The organism is Paenibacillus sp., from assembly GCF_031177825.1.
Classification (GTDB): Bacteria; Bacillota; Bacilli; order Paenibacillales; family YIM-B00363; genus Paenibacillus_AE.
This window is the reverse complement of the sequence record NZ_JAPSKE010000023.1, coordinates 73,385-92,899: the sequence shown is the minus strand read 5'-3', so window position 1 is coordinate 92,899 and position 19,515 is coordinate 73,385. Positions and strand designations below refer to the sequence as shown.

The following is a 19,515-nucleotide window of genomic DNA, read 5'->3' as shown; positions in this document are numbered from 1 at the left end:
CATGTGCTAGGATAGGGGCTCACCTTTAGTGGGATACGCCGTCAGGTCTCCGCCTGGGGTCTGACGGAAGAAGACAATCAGGCTGATCGCGCGCGAAGCCGGTTCCGGGGCGTCCGCGCGATGACAATAATACCGTAACTACACTCGTAGAAGCTTGTGTGCCGTTATTTTCGGACAGGGGTTCGACTCCCCTCGGCTCCATAGGAAAGAGCAAGAAAGCCTCGCCCATCAGGGCGGGGCTTTCTTGCTGTATATGGAGCAGGGAGGAGACTCCGATGGGTCAGCAACTGGTTATTTACCCATAATCTCACTCATGTGTAAGCGCTTTATAAAGTTTTCGTCCGGCAGATTTCCATACTACATTCGCATATCCGCACAACCGGCGAAATGAATACCGGGATCGACCGATTCAGAACTGTACGGTCCTTCAAGGGACTGTCTAGAATAAAAGAATGTCATGTACATCCGATGGAATAAACCATCAACATCAAACAGAAGCCTTAGGAGTGGTTCGTATGTCCATTATTCGCGACTTGGCCAAGAACAAATATTTGTATGCGTTGGCTGCCCCCGGTTTCATTTTTATGATCGTATTCGCTTATTTGCCGCTTTGGGGACATTTGATCGCCTTCCAGAAGTTTTCGATTCACAAAGGGCTGTTGGGGAGCCCGTGGGTAGGTTTCGACAACTTCAAGTTTTTTTTCCAGGGAGACAATTGGATCAAGATTACGTGGAACACCGTCTATCTCAATGGTTTGTTTATCGTGTTCGGGATCGGGACGGCGATCGTCATCGCCCTGTGTCTGAACGAAGTCAGGAGAGCGATCCCCAAGAAAATCGTCCAGTCGTTTGTTTTTATGCCGTACTTCATCTCGTGGCTGGCGGTCAGCATGATGGTGTACATCATCTTGAACTCTACCACCGGGTTACTCAACCGGTTGTTGGGAAGCCTGGAAATAGAGCCGGTTTCCTGGTATAACGAGCCGCTGTTATGGCCGTTCATCCTAACCTTCATTTACGTATGGAAAACGTCTGGCTATTATTCCGTCATCTTCCTGGCTACGATCGCAGGCATATCCGGCGAATACTACGAGAGCGCCAGAATCGACGGAGCGACGCGACTGCAGCAAATTCGGTTCATTACGCTGCCCTTGCTCCGTCCGGTCATTCTGGTTCTGGTGCTCTTATCCGTCGGCCGGATCTTCTACGGCGATTTCGGAATGATATACGGGATCGTCGGAGATAACGGAAACTTGTTCGAGACGACGGACGTCATCGACACATACAGTTATAGGGCGCTTAGGCAGTTAGGCAACTTCGGCATGTCATCCGCCGTCGTCTTGTATCAAAGCGCGATGGGACTTGTCGCCGTATTCATTTTCAATTCGATCGCCAAAAAAATCGACAAGGATTCCGCCTTGTTCTAAGAGGGAGAGGTCTCGAGATGAAACAAGCGAAAATTTGGAAGAACAGACAGGAGATCGCCTTCGAGGCGAGCGTGTATACGTTTCTCGCGCTGTTCGCCGCGGTCTGCGTTCTGCCGTTCTGGCTTGTCGTCATGAATTCGTTCGCTTCGGAACGGAATATAAACGTCAACGGCTTCGAAATCGTCCCGAATGAATTCAGCTTGCTGGCATATGAGTTTTTGTTTGCCGGCGAACAGTTGTTCCGAAGCTACGGGGTGACGTTGTTCGTCACGGCCGTCGGCACCTCGCTCGCCGTTCTGGTAAGCGCTGCATATGCGTACGTATTGGCTCATCCGAAAATCCGAATCCGGGGGCTGCTCGGCTTCCTTACGTACTTCACGATGATATTCGGAGCGGGACTGGTCGGTTTCTACATTACGGTCGGCAAGGTATTGAACCTGCACGATTCCATTTGGGCGTTGATTTTTCCCTATTTGCTGAATCCGTTCTATGCCTTTATTCTCGTCTCCTATTTTCGCTCCTTGCCCTTTGAGCTGAACGAGGCGGCCACGATCGACGGGGCGAACGAGATGACGATCTTTTTCCGGATGATTTGGCCGGTTTCGCTTCCGGTCATCGCGACGGTCGCCTTGTTTTATGCGCTTGCTTACTGGAATGACTGGTATTTGGCGCTCCTGTTTATCGACAATCCGGACCTGCATCCGTTGCAGATCATGATCCGGCAGCTCCTATCGAATATCAACGCACAATCCTATATAGGCGGCAACGCCATGAGCTACGCCGTCGCCGTGCCGTCGACCGGGCTTCAATTGGCGACGGTCTGCGTGACGATCGGACCGATCGTCCTGCTGTATCCGATGCTTCAAAAATATTATGTGAAAGGCATTATGCTAGGTTCGGTCAAAGGATAAAATATCATTAATAGACAGGAGGGCGGGGGAAAGATTCATGCTGCATCTGTGGCCGAAGCAAACCTATTTGCGTATTTTTTTCCTCATTGCGGTTTCATTCGTAGTATTGGTCGTTCCGTTCTCTTTTTATTTGTCCGGCGTCTTCTCCAACCATGCCTATAAAGAGATCGATCGGTTCAACGAGCAACGGCTGAGGCATACGTTGCAGAATACCCAATTTTTGGCGGATAAATTGAAAGCGTACAGCTTACATATCTATTGGGATCCCTATATTCAAAAATGGTTCCAGTCGCCCGATGACCTGAACAGAGGAACCGTGCAAAACGAAGCATTGATCGCGTTGACCAAATATATTACCAATGAACCGTTTATTTACTCCGCTTACTTAGTGAACATTCAAACCGAGTCCGTGATCGACTACCGTTCGAGAAAATACGCATTCGACGAGTTTTTCGATGCGGACATATTGAGCATGATCGGGAGCCGCTCAAGCCGGTTCCTTCAATTTTTCCCTCACGAATCGAACGGTCATCCGGTCTTCGCGTTAATCGTCCCCTCATCCCAATACAACCGGTATGACGGTTATCTGGTTGTCTTGTTGGATCGCCTTTCTCTGGAGAAGTACTTGCTGCAAAACAACGATGAAGAAGGAATCGAAACGGTCGTCTCCGACGCGGAGGGGCGGATTATTCTCGGGACGCAGAACGAGGGGTTGCAGAGCGCATTGAAACCGGCCGGCCCGACGAAGCCATCCGGCCAGTATGACGCCTCGATTGCGGGCCGGACGTGGTCCGTCAATTTCGTCCGGGTTCCGTCGACGGAAAACTGGACGATTTATTACATGACGGAGAAAAGTCGCTTAACGGCCGAGTTGGGCAATATCCAGCGGACCATTCTATGGGGGTCCGTTCTGCTATTGGCGCTTCTGCTGGCGGTGAGCTTCTGGAACGCTAGGATTACGTTCCGTCCTTACAGCGCGCTTGTCGAAAAAATCAAAAACAAGTGGCCGGAAGACTTCGACGTTCCCGACGCTTCCGAATATATGGTGCTGGAGAAAGGTATCCATCAACTGACCGAAAAGGTAGCCCATTTGCGCAGCGCCATCCACCGCCATAAAAGCGTCATCAAGGCCGAATCGATCCGGCAATGGCTGCTGCAAGGGAAGCTGATGGCGGTCAACCGGCAGGAGTTGGCCGAGGAGACGGCATTGTTGACGTATAGCAGATTTTACGTTGCGATATTCCGGATCGACCATTACAAGGCGTTTTGCGAGGCCTACAATTTCGATTCCAGAAAATTGTTCATATATGCAATGCAAAATATCGCGGCGGAAATCTTGTCCGGTGGGGACGGCTGCGCGGAATACGCGGATATCGGTTCGGACCATCTCGCTTTCGTCATCGGCAGCGAGGACGAGACGCCGGACCGGCTCGCGGAATTGCTTGCCGAAGCGGTGGAACAAATCCGCAAATTTTTGAAAATCGACGCAATCGCATCCGTCAGCGCTCCCAAAACGGGGAAGGAAGATTTTCGGGAGGTGTACGACCGCACGTACGAGCTGACGATGTTGAAATTTTTGTCGGGCGATTCGAAAATTTACCGCGAGGAAGACCTGGAATCCTACTCGGACTTCCTGCATTCCTCCGACGAGGATTTGACGCTCGCCTCTTTGATCGAATCCGTCCGATTCGGAAGGATGGAGCAAGTCGAGCGTCAGGTCGCGGACCTGATCCGCCATCTGCAAAGCCTGTCTTACGATAAATGCAGGTTTCAATTGCAAATTGTGTTTTACAATTTGTACCGGGCATTCGGTCACTTGACGTCCGTCGAGTCTTTGACGGACATTCAAAGCTTGATCCAAAAATTCAGCACGCTTTCCGAGCTCCGATCCTGGTTGGAAGAGGAGCTGAAGTCGATCATCGGTCATCTCAACCGCAATCTGAACCAACCATACAACATTAAGGATGAACATGTTAAAGAAATCGTCGGCTATATCAACACCCGTCTGAACGATCCGAATTTGTCCGCGAACGACATCGCCGACCATGTCTCCTTGTCCGTCGGATATATGAGGCAATTGTTCAAGGAGACGCTTCAGATGACCGTATCGGATTATATCTTGACCTCGAGGATCGATTACGTCAAAGAGCTGATGAAGACAAGCTCCTATTCCGTAACCGAGATCGCCGAATCGGCTGGATTTTTGAGCAAAAGCCACTTCTTTACGACCTTTAAGAAAATGACCGGGATGACGCCGAACGAATACCGAAAATACTTGTAGTTCTATTTCTTCAGGTCCGGGTTCTATATTTACAGGTTGCGAATCGGGTACCGGAATTCGGGAAGCCAGAACTAGGCAACGAATTTCGTATCCCTTTATGATGGGAGCTGACGGAAGCCGGACCGCGGCGCGGATCCTGGCGGATGTCAAAGATTCAGAACATGCGTCTATCAGAAAGGGAGGATGAAGTTGAGACATCGAATGGGAAAGGCTTGGTTGCTGCTGGTCGTCTTGATGTTGGTATTGTCCGCTTGCGCTGCCGATCAAGGAGGGGGGAGCGCAAGTTCCGGGGAAACGTCGAAGCCGGCGGAAGACCCGGGCGCCGCCGAGAACGAACCGCTGGAACCCGTCACGTTGAAGATCATGATTCCCGGCGACAGGCCGAAGAGCATGGATGCGGTCGTTGCGGAAGCCGAGAAGCGGATGGCAGGTACGCTGAACGTCAAGTTGGACGTTCAGTTCATTCCTTGGTCGGACATCGATCAAAAGACGAAGCTGGTTCTTTCGACGGGTCAAGAAGCGGATTTGATCTTCGACGCGCCTTGGCTTCACTTGAATGAAATGGTCGAATTTTACGAACCGCTCGATCAACTGCTGCAGCAGTACGGTCCCGACGTGCTAAATACGAGACCGGCGAATATGTGGGAAGCGAACAAAATCAGCGGCAACATCGTCGGCATCCCGCTGGGCGCGTTCCAATCCGGCACGCCGTCCAGCAACCATACGTATTTGGTGAGAAAAGATATTCGCGAGAAGTTGGGGATCGCTCCGATCCGATCGTACGAGGATCTTGTGAAGTTCATGTATGCCGTGAAGGAGAAGGAGCCCTCCATCATTCCTTTTTCGACTTCGAATTCGGCGGCCAGCATGAGCGAAGCCACATTCCGATTCCAATACGATTATGAGACGCATCTGAGAACGACGCACGCGCTCGGTCAAAGCCTTGTGCTTCACTACAAGAACAACGACGGCAAAGTGTACAATTTGTTCGACGAGATGGATCCGAAATTCTGGGAATATGTGACGAACGCCAGAACGTTGTACCTAGATAAAATCATCGATCCGGATATGATGGCGACCAAAGGAAACCACCAATTGTTGAAAGCCGGCAAGCAGGCCGTCGGCTCCATTCCCGACTTCGGCGTTCCGACCGATATTCAGGCGGAGCTGGAGAAGAACGTTCCCGGCGCCGTGCTGGAGGCGGTCACGTTCTATCAATTCGAACCGGGCAAAAACATCTCCAACTTCGTTCAGGGCAATTTCATTTGCGTGCCGGTCGCGAGCAAAAACAAGGAACGGGCCATTCAGTTCTTGAACTGGGCCCATCAGAAGGAAAATTACGAGCTTCTCGCTTACGGCATCCAAGGGGTCGATTGGGAAGAGGCGGGGGATAAGCTGTACAAGCCGCTCGGAGACGGGTATCGCTGGTTTCCGTATGCCTGGATTTGGAACCCGACGCACGACCGGTTGAACGCTTCCCAAGGCGAAGACGCCATCAAAGCGAATCAGTTCATTATGAACGGCGACAATTTCGTCGCGGACATCTTGACCGGGTTTTCGTTCGACAGCACTCCCGTCGCCAACGAACTGGCGCAATACAATTCATTGGAAGCCAAGTACTACATCATCTTGGTGAACGGAGTCGGGGATCCGGATCAAGTGTGGAACGATTTCAAAGGCGAAGCGGCTTCTTACGTGAAGAAAATACAACAAGAGCTGGAAAAGCAAATCAGTGAATTTTTAGCGAAGAAATAAGGAACGAACCTTTCGGGATGCGGCTCTTCCGTTCGTATCCCGAAAGTTTTTAATGCGTAGAGAAGGCGGTATAAACATGCATCAGGTGGTTGTAATAGGTAACGATTTATATCAAATTCGGATCGAAGGCAAGAAGGAGGCTCTATGGACATACGAGCTTCTCGGGACGAAAGAAATGTGGTCGATCCGGCCGCCTTCCTTTGAAATCGACGGCCGCGTTTGCGAGGCGGAACTCATCCTCCAGATCGAGGAACCGGAAAAGCCGCGCCAGCTTGGCAACGGCTGTTGGGAGTATCGGTGTCGCGGCGTGTTTCTGGAAGACGACCGGTTATCGCTTGAGATCGTCTTTCGAATCGCACCGGGAAATCCGGTCGTTCGATTTGCGTATCGGATACGTGCGCAGACGGCAAGATTCCTTACCAAAAGCGATCAACGGGACCGAATTTTATATTCGAGCGTAGATTTCGGGAGATTCGATCGATTTCAAGAGATTCGTTTTTCGGATTTTCATGAACTTACGCACCATTACTGCATGACGGAAACTTTATTGCATCAAGGACAATTCGAGAACGGGCAGATGTTTGCCGGACCGATGACCGTCGCTTCGAACGACCGGATTGCCGCCTTCCTAGCCTACGAACACGGTTCGCAATCCACGGACCTCTATGCGGGATTTCAAGCGGACAGCTCCAAGACCCTTGTCTTGCGCGCCGTGAAGGGTTCCTACTGCCACGGCGATCCGATCCATGCGGGCGACGGATATCGAACCCTTTGGATGCAGTTTGGGGCCGTTGAAGGAGAAGTTTCGGATTTGGCCCGGCAATACAGAAATTTCGTGCTCCGATATTTCAGCGAAAGCCGCTCGTCGCGGAAGCCGTACATTTTCTACAATACGTGGAACTTTCAGGAGCGGAACCGGTATTGGAACCGTAATAAATATTTGGATTCCATGAACCTTGATCGTATTTTGAGCGAGATCGACGCGGCGCACCGGATGGGCATCGAAGTATACGTTATCGACACCGGTTGGTTCGTCAAAACCGGCGATTGGGAAGTGAATGCGGAACGATTCCCGGACGGATTGGCTCAGGTAAAAGAGAAGCTCGACGCCTATGGAATGAAGCTCGGACTTTGGTTCGATCCGAAAGCGGTCGCCTTAACCAGCCGGGCGTACGAGCAATACGCGGATTGCGAAGTGTCGTGGGATGGGATAAAGGAAGAGGCGCATCCGATCTGGGAAACGGAAGCCAGCGTACGGATGTGTCTCGTTAGCCCCTACGGCCAGGCGTTTGCGGATAAACTGATCGAGTTGAGCAGAAAGCTTGGCGTCGTTTATTTTAAATGGGACGCGATCAGCCAATACGGCTGCAACGATCCCGGTCACGATCACGGCGGTCCCGATGCGAGCCCGGAAGAGAGAGGACAGCGCTTTTCGTTTGAACTTTGCTTGAAGCTGGTCGACATCGCGAACCGGATTACCGAAGCGATTCCGGAGGCCATCATCGATTTCGACGTCACGGAGGGGTATCGTTGCGTCGGGCTTTCCTTCCTTGGGGCGGGCAAATATTTTCTGATCAACAACGGTCCGTATTTCCCGAATTTCGACCTTCCGAGGAGCGACGAGGGCGAGTTCTACAACTACAACGTGTTCTTTCAACCGGGTCCGGCCCGCAGCATGCTCTGCCGCACTCCGCTGCGTTACGACAACTGGCTGCCTTCCGTTCTGTTCCTGACCCATTATTTTCCGGACGATCCCGGGCCTAACCAAAACATCAGCGTCGCGTCCCTCATTCTCGGCCACAACGGCATCTGGGGAGATCTATTGTCCGTGTCGGAAGAAGGCGTCCGACGGATCGCGCAGTTGCTTGGTCTATATAAGCAGGTAAGGGAAGATATCACGTCCAGCTATCCGGTATTTTACGGGGAAGCGGGCCGAAATCCCGAAGTTTACGAAAAAATTAATGAAGCGAACGGCCGCGGCGTTGCGGTCCTGTTCGCCAACTCGTTCGGCAAGCCGTTCGATCAAGCGCGTCCGGTCAAGCATACTTACATCACGAAGCATGCGGCGGATGTTAATGTCTGGCATCCGTCCAACGTCAGCGTGACGTTCGATTCAGCCGGAAGGGCCGTGATCGAAGCCGAATTTCATGACGTCGACGCAGCGATTGTTTTTTTCGGCGTAAAGAACGGAGCCGATTTTTCAACCTGAACTGCGTCCCTTAGAGAGCGGGAGCGGACCGAGTACGACAAAGATCGTTACGATTTCTGAACGACCGGGACCCATACTTCGACCTCTGCGTCGGCCGGATTACCGTTTAGCAATACTTCGGCAATAGGGCCCCCGTTGTATTCGTAAGGGGAATTCCCGGTAAGGATCTCCGCGAATGCTTGATCTTCAAGTTTATCGAAGGCAAGGCGGGACAACCCGCCACGGCCGCACAGAATCAGATAGTGACTTCGGGGGAACAACACCTCTTCCGTCCCGTCGCAAGGGGATTGCGAGGTCACGATCCCGGCGTAATAGAACGTGCCGCCATCCTTAACGGCTACGACGCCATACCCATACTTGCTCTCCGAGAGGGGGCGAAGCAAGTCCATCTTACCGCTCTGAAGGACGGACTTGAAAAACTCGGTTTTGGGGACGGAATATCGGTCGGCATGTATGACTGCCTCTTCGCCTAGCAGCGTTGGATACCCTATGAAACGAAATGCATCTTTTTCTTCTACTCTGTAATTGCTCATCTGGTTGGTTCCTCCTTACTTCGGTTGAGTTTCATTGTCAAGCAGTGCAAGTTTGAGATTGCTGATACGTACGGGATCGGAGATCAAGTCGACTTTGGCGATCCTTCCCTGGCGGAAGGCGTATTGAAGCACGTATTGCAAGCGTCCTCGAGGGGCTACGATCACGCCGACGGAGCCGTTAACCAAAGCGGGTTGCGAAGCTTGGATACGCCCGGCAACCTGTCGGGCTAGATGGTGCGCCCCATGAGCGACGCGCAATCCTTCGCTCCGGCGGTCGTCCCGAAGCACGACATCCGGGTCGAGTACGGTCAGCAGCCTGTGGAAGTCGGCATCGCGCGAAGCTGCGAGAAAAGCTTCGATCAGCTCGCGTTGGGAAGCCAGCGCGGGTTTGTCTTCTTCCGGGGGATCTCCTCTCACGCGGCGGCGTGCACGGCTGGCAAGCTGCCTAGCGGCCGCCTCGGATTTACCCAGGATTGGAGCAATCTCATTGAAGGGCATGGCGAAAATGTCGTGCAGGACAAAAGTGACGCGCTCGGACGGATTCAGAGTGCTAAGCACCACCAGCATGGCGAGTCCCACCGAATCCGCCAGTAAGGCCTCGCCTTCCGGATCGCTGTGCGGATGATGCATCGTTGCACGGGGCGAGTACGCTTCCATCGACTCCTCGTGCCGGGATTTGCGGGCTCGAAGCATGTCGAGGCAAATTCGGGAGACAACGGTGGTCAGCCATCCGCCTAGATTCTCTATTGCGTTGGAATCCGACTGGCTAAGGCGCAGCCAAGCCTCTTGAACCGCATCCTCCGCCTCGTTCCAGGATCCCAACAATCGGTAGGCTACCGCGAGAAGATGGTTGCGATTCCCTTCGAATTGTTCCGCGATACGCTCCTGTGCGTTCATCATTCCGCTTCCTCTTTCATGTTCGAATTTTGTATCCATTCTATTGACGTATGGGAAATGAACAATGTGACAGGATAGGTTTGCAGCGGAGCCGAGCGACCGCCGCTTGGCAGACGCCGCCGCATTGCATATTTACGCTTTTACGAGAAACTTACCGATATTTTTGCCGCGAAATAAATCGACGAACGCTTTCGGCGCATTCTCGAACCCATCGATAATGTGCTCTTCCAGTTTCACTTTATTCTCTTTATACCACCGGCTCAGAAGATCCAGCGCCTCCGGAAAACGCGATTCGTATTGGGTGAAAGCGAACCCCTGCATCAGCGCGTTGTTTTTCACCAACTGCATGCCGACCCTTGGTCCCGACTCCGGCGTCGAGGAATGATACTGGGAAATTTGCCCGCAAATCGGGATTCGCGCGCCTGGATTGATGTAACCAATGACCGCATCGGACACGGCGCCTCCGACGTTATCGAAGTAAACGTCCACGCCTTCGGGCGCGGCTTGCCGCACCGCGGCGATCAGATCGGGAGACGTTCGATAATTGATCGTTTCGTCAAACCCGAGCTCCTTCTTCAGATACGCGTTCTTCTCGTCGGAACCGGCGATGCCGATCACCTTCGCGCCGTACAGCTTTGCGATTTGCCCTGCGATCATGCCGACGGCTCCGGCCGCGCCGGACACAACCACCGTTTCGCCAGGCTTCGGCTTTCCAATCTCGATCATTCCGAAATAAGCCGTTAACCCGGATATGCCGAACAATCCGAGCGAAGTGGAAACCGGCCCAAGTTCCGGATTCACTTTCGTCAGGCGACCGGCGTGGACCGCCGCATGCGTCTGCCACCCCCAACCGCCCGAAACATAGTCGCCTTCGCGGTAAGCGCTGCTTCTGGAGGACAATACTTCCCCGGCGGCCAGAACTCCGAAGACGCCGCCGAGCGGAACGGAAGGCCCTACGAAATCTGCTTCGTTCATCATGTTCCTCAGGAAAGGGTCGATGGATAGGTACAACGTCTTCACCAGCACTTCCTCTTCCGCTAGGGTGGGCAGATCGTTCTCGACCACAGCAAAATCGGTTACAGCCGGGGCTCCTGCCGGCCTTTTTTGCAATACAATCTTTTTATACGTCATGGGACTCGAGCTCCTTTAATTGAGGTTTATTGACATTGTACAGGGGGATTATTAGGATGGTAAGAGAGCAAAAGGTTTGGATCTAGTCCGTTTCGTTGGATCTAATTACTATTAGTAAGCAGGTGAAAGCGTGAGGGAACAGGAGCAACATCCCGACATCTGCGAAGTTCTCCAAATTCTCGGCTCCAAATGGGTCGTGTTAGTGCTCGGCGAACTGTCTGCGGGTCCGAAGCGGTTCAAACAACTTCAAAGAGATGTAGCGATCGTAAAAACCCAGTCGTTAACGAGTACGCTCCGTCATATGGAACATAACGGACTAGTACGCCGCGAGGTGTTTCCGACGGTCCCGGTGACCGTAGAATATTCGCTTACGGCGAAAGGGAGCGAGTTTCTGGAGGCTTTAAAGGGACTGGAAACATGGGTGGAGAAGTGGACGGCTCGAGTGCAATAAAGATTGGATAAAAAGCACGCCCCAAGCGATAACCTGACGATTCAGGTTCGCTTGGGGCTTTCTCTTTTCGTATTTCGCTTTACGCGCTCAACGCGGCATCCGTCTTCGCTGTCGCCTGATTCAGCTTCTCGGCCCAGATGCAATAACCCATGCCTACATAAGCGATGCCCCAGAACGCCGCGAAATATTTGTTGTCCTCGATCGGAAGGAAGAGGCTGAGCAGCATCAGAACGAGCAAGGCCGGGACCCAGCGAGGGAAGACGTTGGCCCGGAACGTCAAAATCGCGAATACGAGCGAGCCCAGCATCATGCCGATCATGTTGATCATGCGGGTGACGTCGACCAAGACGCCCTCCGGCATCGGACCGTCGGCGCCGAAGGCGAACGTCGCCCACACCATCGCGGTCGTCACGATGTTCGCGACGATGATCGCGAGCGTCGTAATGAAGCCGGTAACGCCCGTTTCGCGAGATTGCACCATATAGGCGGCGATGGTGCCGACGGACATCAGCACGCAGGCGATGAAACCGCACGTCAGCTCTTGCGGACTGTCCGTGCCCCAGACGATCGCGGTCGGCGTCATGCCGATGCGCGCGATGCCCGCCAAGATGCAAATCATGCCCAACCATTTGATCGCTTGCTGTAGATTCATTATTATCATCCTCCGATTCGATTTCGCGAGGTTCGCCTCGCTTCATGAGTTCATCATAAGGCGCGGGAATTCCCGCGAACTAGAGAAGGGCATTCCCGAAATCGCGGGAAAGGAGGGGCCATTTTCGGGAAGAGGGAAGGAAGAGCGCGGGAAAAGGCGATCCATCCATATCCAATCCGCAGGCGCGGGGCTATAATTAGCTATAACCATCAATCAGGAAGGCGTGGAAGGGATGGCATGGCATGCTAGAAACAAGAAGGATTGGAAAACGGCAAGCCTGCAGCTGCTCGTCCTAGCGTTCTGCGCAGTCGCGGTAGCGATGTATATCGGAGGTATTCCAAAGTATTACGCGGCCTTAACGGAAACCTGTCTCGTTCAAGGCTGCGGCACCATCGTGCCCGCGATGACGATTCCGGCGGAAGGGCTCGCCTTAGAAGGCTACGCCCTACTATTCGTGCTGATCGATTGCGCGTTTACATTCGTGTTCTATGCGACGTCCGCAGTCATGCTGTGGAAAGGAGGGGCGCGCCAACCGATGGGGCTCTTGGCCGTCATGGCGATGGTTTCCTTCGGCACGTCTTTCCCGTCGCTGGCGGCGGTCGCCTCGCAGGGGAGCGCGTTCGCGGAGCAGTGGTTTATGCTGGTCGCGATGGCGGGCTGGATGTCGTTGTCGTTGTTTTTCTTCTTGTTTCCCGACGGATTTTTCGTGCCGAAGTGGACGCGATACGCATTCCTCCTCATCGTCGCCGTGGACGTGCTTCAATTTCTGAATCGAGGCCGAATCTGGGACGTGCTGCAGGTGCCTGAGTACGTTCAATTGCTGTGGTACGTCGGTTCTACAGGCATCCTTATCTATTCGCAGGTCTACCGCTTCAAGAAGGTGTCCCCGCCGATCGAGAGGCAGCGAACGAAGTGGGTCGTATACGGCGTCTCGATCGGCGTCGTCGGCTTTATCGCCATGAGCGTCTTGTTCGACCCGGCCATCAACGACGGGACCGTCATGACCTATGTCTATTTGAACGGGATCCTGAACCTATCGCTAACCGCCATTCCGATTACGCTGACGATGGCGGTGCTGCGCAAGCGGCTGTGGAACATCGACCCTCTGGTGAACCGGACGCTCGTCTATGCGGCGTTATCCGTCTGCGTCGTCCTGTTGTATACCGTGGCCGTACTCTACTTGGGCCAACTGTTCCGGACGAAGGACAACTTCGTCGTGTCCCTTCTGGCGACCGCCGTGGTCGCCGTAGCGTTCGCGCCGCTCAAAGAGTGGCTGCAGCGGCAAATCCACCGGCTGATGAAGGGCCGACACGACGATCCGTACGCCGTACTGCTCGAGCTGGGCGATCAGCTGATCCGGCCGCTGGCGCCGGAGGCGATGCTGGACGCCGTCGTCCGAACGGTGAAGGAGGCGCTGCGCCTGCCGTATGCGGGCATCTCGATCGGCGTCGGGAGCGGCGGACCGGAGAAGACGATCGCTTCCGCGGGAGATCTCGCGAACGAGCTTCACGCCTACCCCGTCATCCATAGAGGAGAAGAGCTCGGCACGCTCTATATCGCGAGCCGCTCCCCGGGGGAAGCGTTCTCGCCGGAGGACGCCAAGTTTCTCGACGTACTGCTGCGCCAAGCCGGTCCGATCGTCGAGAACGTCAACATGACGCTGGGGATGAAGCTGTTGGCGAAAGACCTGCAGGAATCTCGCGAGAAGCTGGTGTTGGCCCGGGAAGAAGAACGCCGGCAAATTCGGAAAAACCTGCACGACGACCTCGCCCCGAGACTGGCCGCGCTGGCGCTGAATGCGGCGACGGCCCGAAAATACGTGGAGAAGCAGCCTTCCACCGCCATCGAAATGCTGGAAGACCTCCGGCAAGTCATTCGATCTACCGTAGGCGAAATTCGGACGATGGTCCATGATTTGCGCCCGCCCGCCCTAGACGAACTGGGACTCATGGGGGCGATCCGCGAGAGGGTCCATGAGCTGTCGAAGCCCGCGCTGCTGCTGGCCGAGGAAGCGGGAACCGAGCCGCTGCGCATCGAGCTCCGCGCGCCTAACCCGCTGCCGGCGCTGCCCGCCGCGGTGGAGGTGGCGGCGTACCGCATCGTCGTGGAGTCGGTCGTGAACGTGATCAAGCATGCGCGAGCGACGTTGTGCACGGTAATGTTAGAGGTTGTGGCGGAGGGTCGTTTGACGGTCGAGATCGCGGACAACGGCGTCGTCGGCGGCGGCGCCTTGGCGACGGCTTCCGCCGCGGCCGGCGGCAAAGGCGGCCTCGGTCAGCAATCGATCCGGGAGCGGGCCGCCGAGTTGGGCGGTCATTGTACGATCGAGCGATCGGAAGAGGGCGGCACGCGGGTGACGGCCGTGCTGCCGTTTTGAATAAAGGAAAGGGGAGCTTCCATGTGAAAATCGTCATCGCCGACGACCATCCGCTGTTTCGGAGCGGCGTTCGCAATTTGCTCGGAACGACGGACGACTTGGAGGTCGTGGGAGAAGCTTCGTCCGGCGACGAGGCGTTGGATCTGGCCGCCGCGCTGCAGCCGGACGTCATCTTGATGGATATCCGGATGCCCGGCTTGAACGGAATCGAGGCGACCCGGCTCATTAAGGAACGGTACCCGCGCGTGGAAGTGCTGGTGCTCACCATGTTCCAGGACGACCAATCCGTGTTTACGGCGATGCGCGCCGGAGCGAAGGGCTACGTGCTGAAGGATGCCGACGAGCCGGAATTGCTGCAATCGATTCGGATGGTCGGCAACGGCGGGGCGGTGTTCAGCGCGGACATCGCGTCGCGGATGATTCACTATTTCGCGGCGCCCAGGGCGGCCGTCAAGCCGGAGCATCCGGCGCTCGCCGAGCTGTCCAAGCGGGAGATGGAAATCTTGGAGCGCATCGCCGAAGGGGAGACGAACGCGCAGATCGCCGCGCGCCTCTTCATCAGCGCCAAGACGGTGGCGAACAATATTTCCACGATCTTGAACAAGCTGCAGGTCGCGGATCGGAACGAAGCGAGACGACTATTGAAGGAGTCGCGGGACCCGTAATCATACGCGATAACCCAACGCGTTCGCCAACCGCGCCAGGCCGCCTAAGAACACCTTCTGGACAACGACCGGCGGCCCCTGAATATATCCGTCGATACTCTCCCAAGCCGCTCCCAACCACAATGGATTCGACGGAACGCCCTTCCTGTTCAGCTTCCCCTCGCATTCTAACTTATGAATGATCTCGAACATATACCAATGTCGTCCCGGGGGACGAACTTCATGGAGCGCAATCAATCGGGTGTCGCTTGCGTTCCAGAATTGGTGAACCTGGTTCGGGGCGATGGCGACCTCGTCTCCCGGTTCCGCAAACTGCTCCTTGCCGTCGATCACGAACCGCATACGCCCCTCCTTCACCGCGAATTTTTCTGTTAGAACCGGATGCCAGTGCGGCCCGTTCATCGCGCCTTGCCGAAAGATTCGATGTTCGACCAACAGGTATGGCCCTTGTTCATCCGTGCCGGCGTCGAGTAACGTAACTGTCCGGCCGTCGGGATGAACGAGCTTCTTTCCGCTCATGAACTGTTCCCCTCCGTCCTTTTAAACATCCAATGTTATCCGTATCCCCATCATAACCCTTTCTGAACGATGTGACGCTCTTTTTTCTACGACTGACCAATGGACTAACAAGTATTTTCCACATGCCTGTCAAGTTTTGTTTCGCACCCTCGAATACCTCGAAAACGGAACATCCCAAGCCGACTGTCCGACAGGCGGGCTTGGGATGTTCCTTCTCCGGCGCGGATCCGCTTCACCGAAACCGCTCCGCCAGCTCGCGGAACCGTTCGGCTCTCGCGAAACATTCTTCCAGGTAAATCGCTTCGTCTTCCAACCCGCTTCGACGCAATACCGATTCTAGCGTGACGTATCCGTCATAGCCGGTATCGACCAGCACCCGGGCGATACCCGTCCAATCGACCGAGCCGGAGAACGGCACCCAGTGCGCGTCGCCGCGGCCGTCATTATCCGTCAGATGCACGCTCAGCAGCCGATCGGCGAAGCGCTCAAGGAACCCGACACGCTCCCCCGTCCCCCGAAAAGCGCAATTGGCATGACCGGAATCGTAGCACAATCCGAGGAAATCTGCGTCGTACCGCTCGAACAGCCTCTCGAACTGCTCCGTTTCCTTCCGGAAGTCCGTCTGCACCAAATTTTCGACTGCGATCCTGACGTCCTTGCCGATACAATAGGGCCGAAGCTCGTCCAGCGAACGAAACACACGGTCGTACAGGTCGTCCAGACGCGGTGAATTCCACAACGCCGTCGGAATCGGCATGTGCAGGACGATAACGCGTGCGCCGCAGCGGGCGGCCAGGTCGACGCGATTTTTGATCAGTTCGACTCCGGCTTTCCGCTCGTACTCGTTGAAAGACATATAGTCCTTCCGGATCCCCTTGCTCGCATGCAGATCGCCCATGACGAGCCCGTAGGTCGACAGCCAGTCGGCGATTTGCTCGATCTCGGATGGCGCATACATATAGTCGCCGTTCCAATCATGAATCCACTGAATGCTGTCGAAGCCCGCCGCCTTGATGCTCCGCAGGCAATGCTCCTCCCGGCCCGTATCCCCCAAATAGCTCGTGTTCAATGAAAGCTTCACTTCGCGCCTCCCGACGAATCGCGGCGGCGCCGAGGCGCCGCCGCTCGTTCCTGTATTATTGGCTGCTGAAGCGATCGTAAGCGGCTTGATAGATGGCGAGCATCTTGTCGAGCCCCATCCGGTTCAGCGTGTCCATATATTCGTCCCATTCGTTCTCGACGTTCCCGTCGATGATCCACTTGGCGTGCATCTTGTTGACGTACGCGTCGACATCGGTAAAGTACCGGATGCGCTCATCGTTTTCCTCCGCCGTGAAGAACAGGTCGGGGTAAATGTCCGGTATCAGATACGGCTGGTACAGCTTGTCGATATCCGTTTTCATCAGGCTGCCCGGTACCGTCTGGCGCACCCGCTTCTCCGCCAATTCCAGCGTGCGGATGAACACCGACTTCGAGGCCGGCGCGGTGGAGTGCCGGAATTCGTTCCCGTTCATCCCTTCCGGCGCCGGGGTGTTTTCGATCGTGCCGTCCGGATGCACGAGGAGGTTGATGCCGACCGGGCCTTCCACCGCCTCCAGTCCGACCATCGGGTCATAGCTGCGGTCGATCCAGCGCATCGTGACCTCGGGGTGCTCGTTCGCGGACGTGATCGCGAACGCGCCCTTGCTCAAGATGCCGACCGGGTACCGGTTCCAGAGCTGGTGGCCTTCCGGCCCCTTGAGCGGGAGCATCACTTCGTAATCATGCGGTTCCGTGCCGAAGACGTCGTAATGGTCCCAACCGATAAATACGCCGACGAGCGACTCCTTGATTTTCGAGAAATAAACGTTCTTGTCGTGCGTCAAGCTCTCGACATCGAGGAGGCCTTCCGCGTAGAGCCGGTGAAAGTATTGGATCCCCTCCTTGTAAGAGGACTGCGCCGCGGTGTACAATACCCGGTCCCCGTCCATTCCGATATGATTCGGCCGATCCGTCATGCCGAAGGCGCCGAAGAACGAATAGATGCCGTAATTTTGGTGGCCGAAGTACGAAAACGGAATTTCGTCGCCGGCGTCGCCGTTGCCGTTCATATCGTTGTCCCGAAACGCCTTCAACACCTCGTAAAATTCCTCCGTCGTCGTCGGCACGGACAGCCCAAGCTGATCGAGCCACTTCCGGTTAATGAACAAGGCGTCGCGGGAATCCGGGTAGCCCTCGTCGATCGTCGGCAGCGCATAAATGTGTCCGTCCGGCGCGGTCAACTCTTGGCGGAAGCTCGGATTGTCTTCGAACACCTTCTTCAAATTCGGCGCATACTGGTCGATCAGGTCCTCCAGCGGGATCAGCAGCCCCTGCGCGCCGTATTTCAACACGTCCTCGCCGGACAGGATATGATGGCCGTAGAAAGCGTCCGGCAGATCGCCGCTGGCGAAGATGAGGTTTTTCTTCTCGTTCCAGCTCGAATCCGGGTTCATGCTCCATTCGATATGAACGTTCGTCGCTTCTTCGTACTGCTGGAAGAAGGGCAGTTCTCCAAAGTCCTTGGATACCGCGCCCTTGGCGCCGGCGAAGCGCAGCGTCAGCTTGTCGTCGACGATCGGGTAGCCGGTCGGGCGGAATCCCGCCGGAGCCGGCGAAGCCGAAGGAGTCGGTTCGGCGGTCGCGCCCGCGGCGTCGTTCGCGCCGGTCCCTCGCTCGGTGCCGGACTCCGTCGCGCAGGCGGACAACAGCAGCGTCGTCGCCAGCGCGAAGCCGGCCGCGGCGCGATTGCGTTTACGTGTAAACATCATATCCAAAGCCCTCCGTTCGATTTTCTAACGTGTCAACCTTTCAACGATCCGATCATGACGCCCTTGACGAAGTACTTTTGCAGGAAAGGATACAGCGCCAGCATCGGGAGGCTCGCCACGACGATCATGCCGAATTTCATGACCTCTACGATCCGCTGCTGGTCGGCGGATGACGCCATGTCCGACGTCATGACGTCCGACACCTCGCTGGCGATCAACAGGTTGCGCAGGACGATCTGCAGCGGCATCAGCTCGTCCCGGTTCAGGTAGATTAACGCCTGAAAATAAGAGTTCCAGTGCCCCACCGCGCTGAACAGCGTCAGGACGGCTACGATCGGCATCGACAGCGGTAACGCGATGCGCAGGAAAAACAACGTGTTCGGACAGCCGTCCACCGCGGCCGCTTCCAACAGCTCCTTCGGTATCGTGCTTTGGAAGAACGTTCTGGCGACGACGATGTTGAAGGCGGAGACGGCGTTCGGGACGACCATCGCCCACATCGTATTGACCATGCCCAGCTCCTTGACGAGCAAATAGGTCGGGATCAGCCCCCCGCCGAAAAACATCGTGAACACGATCGCGAACGTAAACACGGTGCGGCCGGGCAAGTCGCGCCGGGACAGCGCGTATCCGCCCGTCAGCGTCAGCGTGACGTTGATGGCGGTTCCGACGACGGTGTACAGCAAAGAATTCCGATAGCCGTACCAGACCGCGTCGTCGCCGAAGATGCGCTCGTAGCCTTCGAGCGTCATCTCGCGCGGGTACAACCATACCCGCCCCGCGTTCACCAAGTCCGGATCGCTGACGGAAGCGATGACGACAAAGTACAACGGGTACAGAACCGCCGCCAGCAGCAGCGTCAAGATACAATAATTCGCGGCGTCGAACCATCGGTCCGACCGGCTCCGGGCCGACATC

16 protein-coding genes and 1 other RNA gene are annotated in these 19,515 nt (G+C 55.4%); 9 read left to right on the top strand and 8 right to left on the bottom strand.

All coding sequences use genetic code 11. The features are described from left to right. The 6 genes from ssrA to RIN49_RS21760 all read left to right on the top strand — a co-directional run. Nucleotides 1–204, top strand: a transfer-messenger RNA (tmRNA) gene (gene ssrA / locus RIN49_RS21785); the annotation flags it as partial. A 311-nt stretch (nt 205–515) separates the two neighbouring features. Beyond that, nucleotides 516–1,427 (top strand): ABC transporter permease, encoded by a 912-nt coding sequence (locus RIN49_RS21780; RefSeq protein ID WP_309122256.1) that lies wholly within the window; start codon nt 516–518, stop codon nt 1,425–1,427. A gap of 17 nt (nt 1,428–1,444) precedes the next feature. Then, complete coding sequence (locus RIN49_RS21775; protein WP_309122255.1) at nt 1,445–2,338, top strand: carbohydrate ABC transporter permease; 894 nt, start codon at nt 1,445–1,447, stop codon at nt 2,336–2,338. Between the two features lie 37 nt (nt 2,339–2,375). Continuing rightward, nucleotides 2,376–4,619 carry an AraC family transcriptional regulator gene (locus RIN49_RS21770; RefSeq protein WP_309122254.1) on the top strand — a complete coding sequence of 748 codons (2,244 nt, stop codon included), beginning with the start codon at nt 2,376–2,378 and terminating at the stop codon, nt 4,617–4,619. A 183-nt stretch (nt 4,620–4,802) separates the two neighbouring features. After that, nucleotides 4,803–6,374, top strand: a complete 1,572-nt coding sequence (locus RIN49_RS21765) for an extracellular solute-binding protein (protein ID WP_309122253.1) — start codon at nt 4,803–4,805, stop codon at nt 6,372–6,374. Between the two features lie 532 nt (nt 6,375–6,906). Next, on the top strand, nt 6,907–8,583 hold the full coding sequence (locus tag RIN49_RS21760; RefSeq protein WP_309122252.1) for an alpha-galactosidase: 1,677 nt from the start codon (nt 6,907–6,909) through the stop codon (nt 8,581–8,583). 47 nt (nt 8,584–8,630) lie between these two features. Here RIN49_RS21760 and RIN49_RS21755 read toward each other — a convergent pair whose 3' ends face one another. The 3 genes from RIN49_RS21755 to RIN49_RS21745 form a co-directional block, all read right to left on the bottom strand. Then, nucleotides 8,631–9,116: a GyrI-like domain-containing protein gene (locus RIN49_RS21755; protein ID WP_309122251.1), complete on the bottom strand. Its 486-nt coding sequence runs from the start codon at nt 9,114–9,116 to the stop codon at nt 8,631–8,633. A 15-nt stretch (nt 9,117–9,131) separates the two neighbouring features. After that, on the bottom strand, nt 9,132–10,013 hold the full coding sequence (locus tag RIN49_RS21750) for a sigma-70 family RNA polymerase sigma factor (protein ID WP_309122259.1): 882 nt from the start codon (nt 10,011–10,013) through the stop codon (nt 9,132–9,134). Nucleotides 10,014–10,145: 132 nt separating this feature from the next. Beyond that, the gene (locus tag RIN49_RS21745) at nt 10,146–11,144 is read right to left on the bottom strand and encodes an NADP-dependent oxidoreductase (RefSeq protein ID WP_309122250.1); all 999 of its coding nucleotides are present in this window, start codon (nt 11,142–11,144) and stop codon (nt 10,146–10,148) included. A gap of 130 nt (nt 11,145–11,274) precedes the next feature. Between RIN49_RS21745 and RIN49_RS21740 the strand changes: the two genes are divergently transcribed. Further along, nucleotides 11,275–11,595, top strand: coding sequence for a winged helix-turn-helix transcriptional regulator (locus RIN49_RS21740; protein ID WP_309122249.1), 321 nt, complete (start codon nt 11,275–11,277; stop codon nt 11,593–11,595). Nucleotides 11,596–11,674: 79 nt separating this feature from the next. Here the strand turns inward: RIN49_RS21740 and RIN49_RS21735 are convergent, their stop codons facing one another. Further along, complete coding sequence (locus RIN49_RS21735; RefSeq protein ID WP_309122248.1) at nt 11,675–12,247, bottom strand: hypothetical protein; 573 nt, start codon at nt 12,245–12,247, stop codon at nt 11,675–11,677. A 232-nt stretch (nt 12,248–12,479) separates the two neighbouring features. Here RIN49_RS21735 and RIN49_RS21730 point away from each other — a divergent pair, with 232 nt between their 5' ends. Both RIN49_RS21730 and RIN49_RS21725 read left to right on the top strand, forming a co-directional pair. Beyond that, nucleotides 12,480–14,624, top strand: a complete 2,145-nt coding sequence (locus RIN49_RS21730; protein WP_309122247.1) for a GAF domain-containing sensor histidine kinase — start codon at nt 12,480–12,482, stop codon at nt 14,622–14,624. A gap of 23 nt (nt 14,625–14,647) precedes the next feature. Then, the gene (locus RIN49_RS21725) at nt 14,648–15,289 is read left to right on the top strand and encodes a response regulator (RefSeq protein ID WP_309122246.1); all 642 of its coding nucleotides are present in this window, start codon (nt 14,648–14,650) and stop codon (nt 15,287–15,289) included. On the opposite strand, the gene RIN49_RS21720 is transcribed toward RIN49_RS21725, so the two are convergent. The 4 genes from RIN49_RS21720 to RIN49_RS21705 all read right to left on the bottom strand — a co-directional run bounded on the left by RIN49_RS21720 (nt 15,290) and on the right by RIN49_RS21705 (nt 19,514). After that, nucleotides 15,290–15,808 (bottom strand): cupin domain-containing protein, encoded by a 519-nt coding sequence (locus RIN49_RS21720; RefSeq protein WP_309122245.1) that lies wholly within the window; start codon nt 15,806–15,808, stop codon nt 15,290–15,292. Nucleotides 15,809–16,040: 232 nt separating this feature from the next. Then, on the bottom strand, nt 16,041–16,889 hold the full coding sequence (locus RIN49_RS21715) for a sugar phosphate isomerase/epimerase family protein (protein WP_309122244.1): 849 nt from the start codon (nt 16,887–16,889) through the stop codon (nt 16,041–16,043). A 55-nt stretch (nt 16,890–16,944) separates the two neighbouring features. Then, entirely contained in the window at nt 16,945–18,597 is a 1,653-nt protein-coding gene (locus tag RIN49_RS21710) for an extracellular solute-binding protein (protein WP_309122243.1), read from the bottom strand. 32 nt (nt 18,598–18,629) lie between these two features. Further along, entirely contained in the window at nt 18,630–19,514 is an 885-nt protein-coding gene (locus tag RIN49_RS21705; RefSeq protein WP_309122242.1) for a carbohydrate ABC transporter permease, read from the bottom strand. Between the last annotated feature and the right edge of the window lies 1 nt (nt 19,515).

Excerpts from the sequence above, each read along its gene's own strand:
- RIN49_RS21765 (WP_309122253.1), top strand. The coding sequence starts at position 4,803 with ATGAAGTTGAGACATCGAATGGGAAAGGCTTGGTTGCTGCTGGTCGTC.
- RIN49_RS21745 (WP_309122250.1), bottom strand. The coding sequence starts at position 11,144 with ATGACGTATAAAAAGATTGTATTGCAAAAAAGGCCGGCAGGAGCCCCG.
- RIN49_RS21760 (WP_309122252.1), top strand. The coding sequence starts at position 6,907 with ATGACGGAAACTTTATTGCATCAAGGACAATTCGAGAACGGGCAGATG.
- RIN49_RS21710 (WP_309122243.1), bottom strand. The coding sequence starts at position 18,597 with ATGATGTTTACACGTAAACGCAATCGCGCCGCGGCCGGCTTCGCGCTG.
- RIN49_RS21720 (WP_309122245.1), bottom strand. The coding sequence starts at position 15,808 with ATGAGCGGAAAGAAGCTCGTTCATCCCGACGGCCGGACAGTTACGTTA.
- RIN49_RS21770 (WP_309122254.1), top strand. The coding sequence starts at position 2,376 with ATGCTGCATCTGTGGCCGAAGCAAACCTATTTGCGTATTTTTTTCCTC.
- RIN49_RS21730 (WP_309122247.1), top strand. The coding sequence starts at position 12,480 with ATGGCATGGCATGCTAGAAACAAGAAGGATTGGAAAACGGCAAGCCTG.
- RIN49_RS21780 (WP_309122256.1), top strand. The coding sequence starts at position 516 with ATGTCCATTATTCGCGACTTGGCCAAGAACAAATATTTGTATGCGTTG.
- RIN49_RS21775 (WP_309122255.1), top strand. The coding sequence starts at position 1,445 with ATGAAACAAGCGAAAATTTGGAAGAACAGACAGGAGATCGCCTTCGAG.
- RIN49_RS21735 (WP_309122248.1), bottom strand. The coding sequence starts at position 12,247 with ATGAATCTACAGCAAGCGATCAAATGGTTGGGCATGATTTGCATCTTG.
- RIN49_RS21705 (WP_309122242.1), bottom strand. The coding sequence starts at position 19,514 with ATGTCGGCCCGGAGCCGGTCGGACCGATGGTTCGACGCCGCGAATTAT.
- RIN49_RS21750 (WP_309122259.1), bottom strand. The coding sequence starts at position 10,013 with ATGAACGCACAGGAGCGTATCGCGGAACAATTCGAAGGGAATCGCAAC.
- RIN49_RS21755 (WP_309122251.1), bottom strand. The coding sequence starts at position 9,116 with ATGAGCAATTACAGAGTAGAAGAAAAAGATGCATTTCGTTTCATAGGG.